Source organism: Arthrobacter sp. 05N429 (genome assembly GCF_056397045.1).
On record NZ_JBFTMQ010000001.1, the window covers coordinates 524,625 to 537,759 of the forward strand.

12 protein-coding genes are annotated in these 13,135 nt (G+C 68.7%); 5 read left to right on the forward strand and 7 right to left on the reverse strand.

Translation table 11 applies throughout. The features are described 5' to 3' along the window. Window positions 1–56 precede the first annotated feature (56 nt). On the reverse strand, window positions 57–689 hold the full coding sequence (locus AC1DF4_RS02555) for an O-methyltransferase (protein ID WP_476911397.1): 633 nt from the start codon (window positions 687–689) through the stop codon (window positions 57–59). A 330-nt stretch (window positions 690–1,019) separates the two neighbouring features. On the opposite strand from AC1DF4_RS02555, the gene sigE reads away from it, so the two are divergent. From sigE to AC1DF4_RS02570, 3 genes are all read left to right on the forward strand, one after another. Continuing rightward, a complete protein-coding gene (gene sigE / locus AC1DF4_RS02560) occupies window positions 1,020–1,652 on the forward strand; it encodes an RNA polymerase sigma factor SigE (protein WP_476911398.1) in 633 nt (210 codons plus the stop codon). A gap of 8 nt (window positions 1,653–1,660) precedes the next feature. Then, entirely contained in the window at window positions 1,661–2,746 is a 1,086-nt protein-coding gene (locus tag AC1DF4_RS02565) for a hypothetical protein (protein WP_476911399.1), read from the forward strand. An 80-nt stretch (window positions 2,747–2,826) separates the two neighbouring features. Beyond that, window positions 2,827–3,222, forward strand: coding sequence for a twin-arginine translocase TatA/TatE family subunit (locus tag AC1DF4_RS02570; protein ID WP_441404480.1), 396 nt, complete (start codon window positions 2,827–2,829; stop codon window positions 3,220–3,222). Here the strand turns inward: AC1DF4_RS02570 and AC1DF4_RS02575 are convergent. The 3 genes from AC1DF4_RS02575 to AC1DF4_RS02585 are packed head-to-tail and all read right to left on the reverse strand — an operon-like array spanning window position 3,219 to window position 6,461. Next, the gene (locus AC1DF4_RS02575) at window positions 3,219–4,400 is read right to left on the reverse strand and encodes an Mrp/NBP35 family ATP-binding protein (protein WP_476911400.1); all 1,182 of its coding nucleotides are present in this window, start codon (window positions 4,398–4,400) and stop codon (window positions 3,219–3,221) included. The genes AC1DF4_RS02570 and AC1DF4_RS02575 overlap by 4 nt on opposite strands. Window positions 4,401–4,411: 11 nt before the next feature. Continuing rightward, window positions 4,412–5,197 (reverse strand): DUF1003 domain-containing protein, encoded by a 786-nt coding sequence (locus AC1DF4_RS02580; RefSeq protein WP_476911401.1) that lies wholly within the window; start codon window positions 5,195–5,197, stop codon window positions 4,412–4,414. Further along, window positions 5,178–6,461, reverse strand: a complete 1,284-nt coding sequence (locus AC1DF4_RS02585) for a magnesium transporter MgtE N-terminal domain-containing protein (RefSeq protein ID WP_476911402.1) — start codon at window positions 6,459–6,461, stop codon at window positions 5,178–5,180. Before AC1DF4_RS02585 ends, AC1DF4_RS02580 begins: the two co-directional genes overlap by 20 nt. A 77-nt stretch (window positions 6,462–6,538) precedes the next feature. Between AC1DF4_RS02585 and AC1DF4_RS02590 the strand changes: the two genes are divergently transcribed. Then, complete coding sequence (locus AC1DF4_RS02590; RefSeq protein ID WP_476911403.1) at window positions 6,539–7,462, forward strand: YflT domain-containing protein; 924 nt, start codon at window positions 6,539–6,541, stop codon at window positions 7,460–7,462. A 99-nt stretch (window positions 7,463–7,561) separates the two neighbouring features. On the opposite strand, the gene AC1DF4_RS02595 is transcribed toward AC1DF4_RS02590, so the two are convergent. Continuing rightward, entirely contained in the window at window positions 7,562–9,145 is a 1,584-nt protein-coding gene (locus AC1DF4_RS02595) for an aminopeptidase P family protein (RefSeq protein ID WP_476911404.1), read from the reverse strand. A 104-nt stretch (window positions 9,146–9,249) separates the two neighbouring features. On the opposite strand from AC1DF4_RS02595, the gene AC1DF4_RS02600 reads away from it, so the two are divergent. After that, on the forward strand, window positions 9,250–10,095 hold the full coding sequence (locus AC1DF4_RS02600; protein ID WP_476911405.1) for a PHP domain-containing protein: 846 nt from the start codon (window positions 9,250–9,252) through the stop codon (window positions 10,093–10,095). An 84-nt stretch (window positions 10,096–10,179) separates the two neighbouring features. Here the strand turns inward: AC1DF4_RS02600 and AC1DF4_RS02605 are convergent, their stop codons facing one another. Further along, a complete protein-coding gene (locus AC1DF4_RS02605) occupies window positions 10,180–11,052 on the reverse strand; it encodes a DNA-methyltransferase (RefSeq protein ID WP_476911406.1) in 873 nt (290 codons plus the stop codon). An 8-nt stretch (window positions 11,053–11,060) separates the two neighbouring features. Beyond that, window positions 11,061–12,869, reverse strand: coding sequence for a DEAD/DEAH box helicase (locus AC1DF4_RS02610; RefSeq protein ID WP_476911407.1), 1,809 nt, complete (start codon window positions 12,867–12,869; stop codon window positions 11,061–11,063). Window positions 12,870–13,135: the final 266 nt, after the last annotated feature.

Consider the following 13,135-nt stretch of genomic DNA (forward strand, 5'->3'; position numbering starts at 1 on the left):
AGCCGGATGGCAGCGGACCCCGCCCTCTTTTTCGTGTCAGGCGTCTTTTGTGCCCGCTACTTCTTGACGGCGACCAGCAGGCCGTCGCCGGTGGGCAGCATGGCCGACGCGAGGCGGTCGTCTTCGCGGATCGACTTGCCCACCTGGCGGAGCACCACGGTGGTGGCCTCGCGGGCGGCCGGGTTGGCAACCCGGTCCTTGTCCAGCGCATCGTTGACGATCAGCAGGCCGCCGGACTTGAGCAGGCGGATGGCCTGTTCCACATAGCCAGGGTAGTTCGGCTTGTCGGCGTCGATGAAGACAAGATCATAGGCGCCGTCCGTCAGCCGGGGGAGGACGTCGCGGGCCCGGCCGGAAATGGTCCGCGTGCGGTTGGCCGGGCTGCCCGCTTCCTGGAACGCCTCGCGCGCGGCTTTCAGGTGCTCGACGTCGACGTCGATGGTGGTCAGCACGGCCTGCGGACCCAGTCCGCGCAGGATGCAGACGCCGGAGACGCCCGCGCCGGTGCCGATTTCGACCGCCGTCTGGGCCTTGGACGCCGCGGCCAGGACGGTCAGGACGGCTCCGACGCCCGGGCCAACCGGGGTCACGCCCAGTTCAAAGGACCGTTCGCGCGCGTGCAACAGAACCTCATCCTCGGCAGGCAGATCTTCTGCGTAGGACCAGCTCGTGGACTTATCGGCGCTCATGGAACTTCGCTTTCTGGGCGGCAGGGGAGTGTTTCCACCAGCCTACTGTGTCAGGTGGTGCCCGGCCGGGAGGCGCCCCCGCTGCGGAACGTGATGGCGGTCCCCGCGCGCATGCGGACACGGGGCTGCCGGCCGGCGCGGACGTGGCGGTGCGGCCTGCCGGTTCTGCCGTGGGCAGAAGGTGCCCGGGCGTCAGGTAATTCCCAGCTTATTTTGAAATGATGGAGATCCGCTCATCCGCGTGGTGATCGGCGCCGAATCAAGGGTGCAGGAGCTTGCAGCCGCAAGCACCGTCCACGGCGTAGGCACCATCCACGAGGGGAGCGGACAATGTCGGCACTGGCAGCTGTCCCTGCAACTGAAGAGTCCCAGCCTGCGGCGGAAACCGAGTGGGTCCGGCCCACCTGGGAGGAAGTGGTGACCAACCACTCCGCGAAGGTGTACCGCCTCGCGTACCGGCTCACCGGCAACAAGTACGACGCCGAGGACCTCACCCAGGAGGTGTTCGTCCGCGTCTTCCGCTCACTCGAGAACTTCAAGCCGGGCACCCTGGACGGATGGCTGCACCGGATCACCACCAACCTTTTCCTGGACCAGGCCCGGCGCAAGAGCCGGATCCGCTTCGACGCGCTGGCGGACGACGCCGAGTCGCGTTTGCCCGGACGCGAGCCGGGCCCGGAACAGAGCTTCGAATTCAACAACCTTGACGTCGATGTGCAGGCCGCACTGGAAGAGCTCCCCCCGGACTTCCGCGCCGCCGTCGTGCTGTGCGACCTTGAGGGGCTGTCCTACGACGAGGTGGCCGTGGCCTTGGGCATCAAGCTCGGAACTGTCCGCTCCAGGATCCACCGCGGCCGCACCATGCTGCGGGAGAAGCTGGCGCACCGCGACCCGCGGCCGCAGCAGGCCAAGACCTCGCTGAAGCCGCGGCTGAAGATGCCACGCATCGCCGGTCTCCTCTGAACCAGGCGATGCGTCTGTTCGAGCGACTGTTGGGCTGCCGCGATCCGCGGCGCCGGCACCTGGAGTCCTGTGAGGAGTGCCGGCAACAGCTGCGCCGGGAACGCCAGTACCTGGAGCGGCTGCGTGGCGCCGAGGTGCCCGTGGCCAGCGACGACCTGACGGCCCGCCTGCTGGCCCGCACCGAGGAACTGGCCCGTACCGGGGCGATGGCAAACACAGCACAGCCGGATCCCCGCCGGCCGTCTGCGCCGGGTGCCCGCGGCTTCACTCCCGCACTGCGGGCCGCCGTGCTGGTGGCCGGCAGCGCGGCAGCCGCCGCCGCCCTGCTCGGCGGGTCGGCCTATGTGATGGGCGGGGACACCGCCCCACAGGCGGCCGGCACACCGGCATCAGCCTTCCTGCAGCGGGACCTTGCCGTCTCCACGCCCGCTGCCGCCGGGGCGGGCGCCGGGACCCCCGCCGGCTGGAGCCTCACCGGCGGACCTGATTTCACTCCGGCGGGAGCTCTCACGGCGGCGCAGCTCGCGACCCTGCGCTCCGAGGGCTGGACCTGCCCCGAGCTCCGCGAACTCGGCTACCACCTGGTCTGGGCACGGGGAGGGATACTGGCCGGCGTCGACGTCGTGGAACTGCGCCTCACCGACGGCAGGAACTTCGCCACCATCCTCGAACAGCACGGTGAACTGCCCGGGCAGCCCGGCGCGCCGGAGAGCGGGCCGCGAGCCTCCCCTCCGGTCAATGTGCTCACGGGCCATCCCGCGACGTCGGACGGCTTCACCTCCGCGGTTGTCCCGGGCGGTGCTGCGACGGGCGCAGAGGCGGACGCCGGGAGAGCCGCAGGGCCCGGCAACGGGATCCTGTGGGTCAACCATGGTCCCCCCTTCGCTGCCATTTACCAGAAAGCCGATGCCACCTTCACCTACGTCTCGGACGAGCCCTCGGAGCAGGCCGACGACGGCGTGGCCGCCCTGGTGCACGCCGGCGCCGGGGCAAAGGCGGCCGCCGGAAACGCGGCCGGGTCCGGCGCGGGGGACAACTTCGCCACCCGGCTGGAGCGCGGTCTGGGCAGGATCGTGGAGCTGCTGGCCCCGTGACCGGAGGGTCCGCCGACGGCCGGCGCCGTGTGTCACGGCCGAATCGTCCCAGCTCCGGTTGAAAGGGTAATCTTCCTACAGTGCTTGGAATCAATGGACCGGAGTTCTTACTTCTGCTGATCATCGGACTTCTGGTGATTGGCCCCAGCAGGCTGCCCGAATACACCCAGAAACTGGCCAACATCGTCAAGGAAGTCCGCCGGATGGCATCCGGGGCGCGGGAGCAAATCAAGGAAGAAGTCGGCATCGATATCGATGACGTCGACTGGAAGAAATATGATCCCCGGCAGTACGACCCGCGCCGGATCATCAAGGAAGCGCTGCTGGACGATGACACCAAGCCGGTCAGCGCCGGCGCCCCGGCCGCGGCAGCCACGGCGGTTGCTGCCTCCGCGGCCGCGGAACGCCGTCCGGCCCGTGTGATGGAGCGCCTCGCCGACGGCGAGCCGGCGCCCTTCGACTCTGAGGCGACTTAGCGGGGCTGCAGGCCCAGGGACATTCCCCTCAGCCCCCGCGGGACCGCGGCGAGCTTCCCGGCGATGTCCAGCAGCGCCACGGCCGACGGGGTCTCGGGGCGGCCCAGCACCAGGGGCACCCCGGCGTCCCCGCCCTCCCGGAGGAGGATGTCCAGCGGGATCTGGCCCAGCAGCGGGACGTCGGTGCCCACCGTCGCGGACAGCCGCTCGGCCAGCACGGCGCCGCCGCCGCTGCCGAACAGTTCCATCCGGCCGCCGTCGGGCATTTCCAGGTACGACATGTTTTCCACGACGCCGGCGACGCTCTGGCCGGTCTGGGTCGCGATGGCGCCCGCCCGCTCGGCAACATCCGCTGCCGCGGCCTGGGGTGTGGTCACCACGAGGATCTGTGCCTTCGGCAGCAGCTGGGCCACGGAGATCGCGATGTCGCCCGTGCCGGGCGGAAGGTCCAGGAAGAGGGCGTCGAGGTCGCCGAAGTAGACGTCGGTGAGGAACTGTTCCAGGGCGCGGTGCAGCATCGGGCCCCGCCAGGCGACCGGCTGGTTGCCGGTGACGAACATGCCGATGGAGATGACTTTGACGCCGTAGGCCACCGGCGGCAGGATCATGTCGTCCACCCGGGTGGGGGCCTGCGTGATGCCCATCAGCGCCGGAACGGAGAACCCGTAGACATCCGCGTCAACGATCCCCACACGGAGCCCCTGGGCGGCGAGAGCGCATGCCAGGTTGACGGTGACGGAGGACTTGCCCACCCCGCCCTTGCCGCTCGCGACGGCGTACACCTTGGTCAGCGAGCCGGGCTCGTTGAACGGGATCCCGCGCTGTCCGCCGGGGCCCCGGAGCTGTTCCTTGAGGGCGTCGCGCTGCTCCTGCGTCATGACCTTGAGCTCGACGTCGACGCCGGTGACGCCGGGCACGGCGGCCAGCGCCGCCTCGCAATCAGCGGTGATGGTGCCGCGCAGGGGGCAGCCGGCGATGGTCAGCAGCACGGCGATCCGCACCCGGCCGCCCTCGGAGACCTCCACGGAGTCCACCATGCCCAGCTCGGTGATGGGACGGCGGAGCTCGGGATCGATCACGGTGGCAAGGGCGGCGTGCACGGCCTGCTCCAAGGCCGTGGCCGGGGACGTGCCGGGCGTGCTGGTTCCCTCGATACTGCTGTCCTGGGTGGGGTTCATGCGGTGAATGCTCAGCTTTCGGGGGAAGCAGGGTGTGCCGGGGCACCGGCGGTGTCCGCGGTCCCGTGCAGGGTGTCCGGCGCGGCGCCGGCTTTTTTGCGGGTGTTGGGGTCGTTCCTGCTGCCGGCCTTGACCCGGGGGATTTGCTGGGTCCGGGGGCTGCGCTGCTTGTCGCGGCGTTCCTTCAGCTTTTCCTTGACCTTGTCCCGCGGCGACTCGTGCGCGCCGGCGGAGGGGTCGTGGGTGCGCAGTTCCTCCTGCGCTTCGAGCATGTCCTCGAGCAGGCTGCGCAGTTCGGCCCGGACGTAGTCGCGGGTGGCGACTTCCCGCAGGGCAATCCGCAGCGAGGCCAGTTCCCGGGTGAGGTATTCGGTGTCGGAGAGGTTGCGTTCCGCGCGCTGGCGGTCCTGCTGGAGGGAGACGCGGTCACGGTCGTCCTGCCGGTTCTGGGCCAGGAGCAACAGCGGCGCGGCGTAGGAGGCCTGCAGCGAGAGCATCAGGGTCAGCAGGGTGAAACCGAGGGCACGGGAGTCGAACTGCCAGTCCTCCGGGGCAAAGGTGTTCCAGGCGAGCCAGATGACGACGAAGATCGTCATGTAGACCAGGAACTGCGGCGTGCCCATAAAGCGGGCGAAGCCTTCTGTGGTCTGCCCGAAGGCGTCCGGGTTCGGGGAGAACTTCGGCAGGATCCGCTGGCGGCCGCTCAGCGGCGTATCGAGGCCTCCCTTGTCCGATTTGCTGCCCGCCCGGATGTGGGGGTTCCGTGGTGCGCTGTTATCAGCCAATGCGGCCTCCAAGCTTCCTTATCGGGGCATCGTCCTCGTGGGCGCGCCAGTCATCGGGCAGCAGATGATCCAGCACGTCGTCAACAGTCACCGCCCCCACAAGCCGACCGTCGCTGTTGACGACGGGGAGCGAGTTGAGGTTGTAGGTGGCCAGCGTGCGGGCCACTTCGCTGATGTGGGCCTGGTCCGACACCGGCTCCAGGGTCTTGTCCACCAGGTTGCCCAGCGGTTCGGGCGGCGGGAAGCGCAGCAGCTGCTGGATGTGGACGACGCCGAGGAAGCGGCCGGTCGGCGTCTCCAGCGGGGGCCGGGCGATGAAGATCGACGACGCCAGGGCGGGGGAGAGCTCTTCGCGGCGCACGTGCGCCAGGGCCTCCGCCACGGTGGCTTCCGGGGGCAGGATGACCGGAACCGGGGTCATCAGGCCGCCGGCGGTGTCCTCGTCGTATTCGAGCAGCCGCCGGACGTCCTCGGCACCCTCAGGCTCCATGAGCTGGAGCAATTCTTCGGCCTGGGCGCTCGGGAGTTCGGCGAGGAGGTCTGCGGCGTCGTCCGGGTCCATCTCCTCAAGCACGTCCGCGGCGCGGTTCACGTCGAGTGCGGAGAGGATCTCCACCTGGTCGCCTTCGGGCATCTCCTGCAGGACGTCCGCCAGCCGTTCGTCCTGCAGTTCGCTGGCGACCTCGAAGCGGCGCTTGTCGCTCATCTCCTGCAGCGCTTCGGCGAAGTCGGCAGGCTTGAGGTCCTCGTGGGTCGCGACGAACTGGGTGGCGGCCTGGGGCTCGGTGCGGGCGCCCTGCTGCGCGTCGGTCCAGTCGATGATCAGCGTCTCGTTGCGGCGCAGTCTGCTCAGCGGGGACAGGGAGTGGCCGCGGCGGACAAAGAGCTTGCTGACGAACCAGTCACCGGAGCGGTGCTTGTCCATCGCGATGTCCTCGATGGTGGCGTCCCCGCTGCCGTCGGCGAGTGTGACGCGGCGGTCGAACATTTCGGCCACGACGAGGGTCTCGGCGCCGCGCTGTTCGAAACGGCGCAGGTTCACCAGCCCGGTGCAGATGACCTGGGTCTGGTCGATCGAGGTGATCCGGGTCATCGGCACGAAGACCCGCTTCTTCCCGGGGACCTCGACGACGATGCCCACCACGTGCGGGGCGCCGCGGGTGCCGCGGGAGAGCACGACAACATCGCGCAGCCGGCCCAGGCGGTCGCCCAGTGGGTCGAAGACGTCGAGGCCGAGCAGGCGCGCGACAAACACCCGCGAAACATTTGTGCTCACCTGTACAGGCTACCGAGTCCGCTCTCTTTTAGCTGAATTTACAGCCGGTGCCCAGCAGGATAGGTAAGAATAGGCGTATGTCAAACATTTTTGGTGCTCCCAGGGCTGGCGCCCCCAATGGCCCGGACGAGGCCCGCAGTGTCCCCAAGGGCGACACGGTTGGTTCCTACAACTCCTACCTGGACGCCCAGAAGGCGGTGGACTACCTCGCGGACCAGCAGTTCCCGGTGCAGATGGTCTCGATCGTCGGCAACGACCTGAAGATGGTGGAACGGGTCACCGGCCGGCTGACGTACCCGCGGGTGGCCCTGTCGGGCGCGCTGAGCGGCATGTGGTTCGGCTTGTTCGTCGGCATCATGCTGTCCTTCTTCGCCACGACGCCCGGGTATTTCTCCATTGTGACGTCCGTGCTCATGGGCGCGGCGTTCTTTATGCTGTTCGGCATCGTCACGTACGCCATGCAGCGGGGGAAGCGCGACTTCACCTCGACGAGCCAGGTGGTGGCGACCAACTACGACGTCGTGGTGTCCTTTGAGGCCGCGAACGAGGCACGGCGGCTGCTCCACCAGCTGCCCATGACTCAAGGTGACGCCTCGGCCTCCGCAGGAACGGCCGCATACTCCCAGCGGGACTACCAGCACCAGCCCTACCAGCCCGGTCCCGGGCAGGGTTCCGACCAGCCCGGCCAGCCGGGCCAGGCCCCGCAGCGTCCCGCGGGCTGGAACGACCCCTACGGCCAGCGGGCTCCCGAACAGGGCGTTCAGCAGCCCGGTACGCAGCAGCCTGGTGGACCGCAGGCAGGCAACCAGCCGGCCGGAGGCCAGCAGGCAGAGCCACACCTTCGACCGGTGGGATCTACCGAAACCGCGGCGGAGACCGAAGAGGTCGCCAAGCCGGCCGGGTTCTCCTACCCGGATCTGCCCGACGGCCGCCCGCAGTACGGGGTCCGCGTGAACGACGCGCCCAAGCAGGAGCCCGGACAGGGCGGCCCGCAGCAGTAGCCTGCAGCCGTTACCCGGAAATGCTGAAGGCCTCCGCCCGGAACGATCCGGGCGGAGGCCTTCTGCGTACCGGCGGCCGCGCCGCCGGTAAAAGCTGAGCTACGCCGTCTGGCCGTCCACTTCCTGGTAGATGCCGGCCATCCAGGACTCGACGTCGTCGGCCTTGCGGGGCAGGGCGGCGCTGAGGTTCACCGGACCGTCGGCGGTCATGAGGATGTCGTCCTCGATCCGGACACCGATTCCGCGGTATTCCGCGGGGATGGCGAGGTCCTCGTCCTTGAAGTACAGGCCGGGTTCGATCGTGAAGACCATGCCGGGGGTGAGTACACCGTCGAGGTACAGTTCGCGCTTGGCCTGGGCGCAGTCGTGCACGTCGAGGCCCAGGTGGTGGCTGGTGCCGTGCGGCATCCAGCGGCGGTGCTGCTGGCCCTCGGCGCTGATCGCTTCCTCGACGGAGACCGGCAGCAGGCCCCAGTCGGCCAGCCGTTCCGCCAGTACGGTGGTCGCGGCTGTGTGGATGTCGCGGAACCTCGTGCCCGGCTGCGCGGCGGCAAATCCGGCGTCGGCGGCGTCGAGCACTGCCTCGTAGACCTTGCGCTGGACGTCGGAGAACGTGCCGTTGGCCGGCAGGGTGCGGGTGATGTCCGCGGTGTACAACGAATCCGCCTCGACTCCGGCGTCGAGCAGCAACAGTTCGCCGGCGTTGACCTTGCCGGTGTTCCGGGTCCAGTGCAGCACCGTGGCGTTGTTGCCGGAAGCGGCGATGGTGTCGTAGCCGAGCTCGTTGCCTTCTTCCCGGGCACGGGCGAAGAACGCACCTTCGACGACGCGCTCGCCGCGCTGGTGGGTGAGTGCCCGCGGCAGGGACTTGACGACCTCGGTGAACCCCTGGACGGTCGCGGCGACGGCAATCTTCATCTGCTCGACTTCCCACTCGTCCTTGAGCAGGCGCAGTTCGGAGAGGGCCTCGGTGAGCTTTTCGTCGAGGGCGTCAAGGATGCCCAGGTCCAGGTTCTCCGGGTCCTTGGCCGTGTTGTAGCGCGCGGTGTCCACGAGGGCATCGATGTTCTCGTCGACCTTCCGCACCAGCCGGATGGAAATCCCGCCGATTTCGGGGGCACCCACGTTCTTGGTGATGCCGAGTTCGAGTTCGCCGATGTCTGCCGTGTCCAGGCCGAGGCGGGCCTTGAACTCGGACAGGGTGGGACGGGCGCCGATCCAGAACTCGCCGGAGCGGGAGTCCGCGTAGAACTGTTCGGTATCGCGGCCGGCCAGCGGGCGGAAGTACAGCGTCGCGCGGTGGTGGCCGCCGTCGTCGCCCTTGCCTTCCTCCACGGGTTCCAGGATGAGCACGGCGTCGGGCTCGTGGTCCAGGCCGAGGCCGGTCAGGTGCGCGAAGCCGGAGTGCGGGCGGAAGCGGTAGTCGCAGTCGTTCGAGCGGACCTTCAGCGGACCGGCGGGAATGACCAGGCGTTCGCCTTTGAACTGCTCTGAAATGGCGCGGCGGCGGGTGGCCGCGTGGCCGGCGACGGCGTCGCGTTCCGGCAGCTGCTCGCGGGACGGGGCCCAGTTGCTGGCCATAAACGCCTTGAAGGCATCGGAGCTGGGCCGCTGTGAGCGGTTGTTGACGCGCTCGTCGAGGGGCTGGGAAGCGGAGACTTGGGTGTTATCTGCATCGTTCACCGTCCCATAGTCTCACCAGCGGAGCGGCTTAGGCCAACAGGCAGGGGCGTTCATGCGCTGTATCCCTCCCGGGGTCTGCCGCGTCGATCTACTAGGCTGGTGGGGTGAGGATCGACCTGCATGCCCACTCGAATGTTTCCGACGGCACCCAAGCGCCCGGCGCGGTGATGGCCTCGGCGGCTGAGGCGGGTCTCGACGTCGTCGCCCTGACCGATCACGACTCCACCGACGGCTGGGTCGAGGCAGCCGCAGGCGCCCGGGAACACGGCGTCGCGCTGGTGCCCGGGATGGAGATCTCCTGCCGGACGGTGGAGGGCATCAGTGTGCACCTCCTCTGCTACCTGCATGACCCGGCGCACGCCGGGCTGCTGGAGGAAATCACCAAGGCCAAGGACGCCCGGTTCACCCGCGCCGAGCGGATGGTCAGCCTGCTCGCGGAGGACTACCCGCTGAGCTGGGACGATGTCATCCATCACGTGGCCCCCGGCGCGACGCTTGGCCGGCCGCACATCGCCGACGCGCTCGTCGCTGCTGGTGTGGTCGCTGACCGCACCGAGGCGTTCGAATCCATCCTGACCTCGCGTTCACGCTACTTTGTGCAGCACTACGCGCCGGACCCGGCGTTCGCCGTCGAACTGGTCCGCGCGGCCGGCGGCGTGCCGGTGTTCGCCCATCCCGTGGCGTCCGCCCGCGGGCGGATCGTGGGGGAGCGCACGTACGGGGAGATGATCGACGCCGGGCTGGCCGGGCTGGAAATCTACCACCGGGACAATCCGGAGGAGGGCCGGGCGTTCTTGCGCAAGCTCGCGGACCGGCACGGGCTGCTGGTCACGGGCTCCTCCGACTACCACGGGGCCGGGAAACCGAATCTGCTGGGCGAGAACCTGACCTCGCCCGAGGTTTTTGCCCGGATCGAGGAACTGGGAACCGGAACCCCCGTGGTGCGCTGACCCCCGCACCCTCGCCTGTTGAGCTATCAGGTTTGGTCCTTTTCGGGCCCGAATAGCCACCACAAGTGATAGCGCAACGGGGGTTTAGTTGCCCGGGAAAGCGGTGAACGCGGCGTGCGGGGCGAGCCGCTTCTCCATGACGTCGATCGCGGGCTGGTTCTGGTCCACGCAGACGAACCTGCGGTCCAGCTTCGCTGCGACGGCGCCCAGCGTCCCGGAACCCGCGAAGAAGTCCAGGCACCAGTCGCCGGGGCGGCTGGACGCTGCCACGACACGACGGATCAGCCCCTCCGGTTTCTGCGTGGGGTAGCCGGTCTTCTCCTTGCCGGTGGGGGAGACAATCGTGTGCCACCAGACATCCGTGGGCAGCTTGCCGAGCTCGCGCTTGGCCGGAGTGACAAGGCCGGGGGCCATGTACGGCTCCCGGTCCACCTCGGCGCTGTCGAAGTGGTATTTCGTGGGGTTCTTGACGTACACGAGGATGTTGTCGTGCTTGGTGGGCCAGCGGTATTTGGCGCGGGCACCGTAGTCGTAGGCCCAGATGATCTCGTTCAGGAAACACTCGCGGCCGAAAATGGCGTCGAGCATGACCTTGGCGTAGTGCACCTCCCGGTAGTCCAGGTGCAGGTACAGGGTGCCGTCGTCGGCGAGCAGCCGCCAGGCCTCGACGAGCCGCGGCTCGAGGAAGGTCCAGTAGTCGCTGAACGCGTCGTCGTACTTGTGCAGCGCGCCCTTGATGGTGTCGTAGGACCGGCCCTTGAACCCGACCCGGTCGCCCTCGCCGCCGGCGTTGAGCACCATCTTTGTTTCCTGGCGCTTCTGGACCCGGCCGGTGTTGAAGGGCGGGTCCACGTAAATCAGTGTGAAGGCGCCGTCCGGCAGCGTCGGGAGGTACTCGGCGTTGTCCGCGTGTACCACCAGGTTGCTGCCGTCCGGCGCCCAGACGGTGTCAGTCATAAAGGGGTTTAGGCCTCGGTGCTGCTGGCCGGAGCCCCGGCCTGTGCCTCGCCTGCGACGACTTCGCCGTTGCGGCGGCGGGTCCGGGTGCGGCGGCGGGCGCGCGTGGCGCGGTCCACCTCGGTCGGGACGCTGGCCGTTGCCTTGGCCGGGGCGTCGGCGGCGGGGCCGGTGCTGGCTTCGGCCTCGGCGGGACGACGACGGCGGTCTCCCGACCGTGTGCTGTCCTGTCCGCCGGCGGCGCCACCGCTGCGGCGTCCGTCGCGGCCGCCGGAGCGTCCGCCGCTACGGGTGCTGTCGGCATCGCCGGAGCGTCCGCCGCTGCGGCTTCCGTCGCGTCCGCCCGTGCTGCCGCCGGCGGCACCACCGCTGCGGCTTCCGCCGCTGCGGGTGCTGTCGCGTCCGCTGTCCTGTCCGCTGGCGCGGGTGTTCTTCTTGCCGGTCTCGCCCAGGTCCTCAAGAACCTCGGCGTCGACGCCGGCCAGCACCCGCTTGTCGCGGGGCAGGCGGCCCTTGGTGCCCTCGGGGATGTCGAGTTCCTCGAAGAGGTGCGGCGAGGAGGAGTAGGTTTCCACCGGCTCCGGAACGCTCAGGCCCAGGGCCTTGTTGATCAGGCCCCAGCGGGGCATGTCGTCCCAGTCGACGAAGGTCACGGCGGTGCCCTTGTTGCCGGCGCGGCCGGTGCGGCCCACGCGGTGCAGGTAGATCTTTTCGTCTTCGACGCACTGGTAGTTGATGACGTGTGTGACGTCGTCGACGTCGATGCCGCGGGCGGCGACGTCGGTGGCGACGAGAACGTCCACCTTGTTGTTGCGGAAGGCGCGGAGGGCCTGCTCGCGGGCGCCCTGGCCGAGGTCGCCGTGGATGGCGGCGGCGGCGAAGCCGCGGTCCACGAGTTCCTCGGCAACCTTGGCGGCGGTGCGCTTGGTCTTGGTGAAGATGATGGTGCGGCCGCGGCCGCGGGCCTGCAGGATGCGGGCCACTACCTCGATCTTGTCCATGCTGTGGGCACGGTAGATCAGCTGGCGGATGTCGCGCTTGGTGAGGCCCTCGTCGTCCGGGTCGGCGGCGCGGATGTGGGTCGGCTGCGTCATGTAGCGGCGCGCCATGGCGATGACCGGGCCGGGCATCGTGGCGGAGAACAGCAGCGTCTGGCGGACGGGCGGCGTGCCGGCGATGAGGGTCTCGACGTCGGGCAGGAAGCCGAGGTCCAGCATCTCGTCGGCCTCGTCAAGGATGACCATCTTGACGTTTTTCAGGACGAGGTGCTTCTGCTTGTAGAGGTCGATGAGGCGGCCGGGAGTACCGACGACCACCTCGACGCCCTTCTGCAGCGCCTCGACCTGCGGCTCGTAGGCGCGGCCGCCGTAGATCGTGGTGATCCGGGCGTTGCGCTTGCGGGCGGCGTTCTGCAGGTCGCTGGCAACCTGGACAGCCAGTTCGCGGGTCGGGACGATCACGAGGGCCTGCGGGGCGCCGGGGGCGGGGAGTTTGTCGAACCCGGCGTCGTCCGGCCCGATGACGCGCTGCAGCGCCGGGATGCCGAAGCCGAGGGTCTTACCCGTTCCGGTCTTGGCCTGGCCGATGATGTCGTGGCCGCTCAGGGCGACCGGCAGGGTCATGGCCTGGATCGGGAAGGGGTGGGTGATGCCGGCGTCGGCAAGGGATTCCACGATATCGGCGCGTACGTTGTAGTCCGCGAAGGTCTTCTCGGCAATCTCGTGCGGCTTTTCGTCCGAGATGATGGTCTCTTCCGGCTCGATCGTTTCCGTTCCGGAGTCGTCGGTCAGAAGCTGGTGCGTGTGCAATTCACTCACAGGGGAGTTTCCTTATTCATTTGGGCTGCGCTGCTTGCTCAACGGGGCCGGCCGGGTGGCCGTTCCGGAGCACGCTCAGGGGCGCAAGCAAATCCAGTGGAAGCCGATCGCGGGCTATCTAAATGCTGGCACTGGGGACCAGCGGGTCAATCTCAAGATCGCGTAGGGGCGGGCTTGTTGAATTCGAAAATCAAGGAAATCAACGACCGGGCATCCATATCTACCCTTCCAGTCTAGCTGTACGCGGCCCGGATCCTTGACGGACC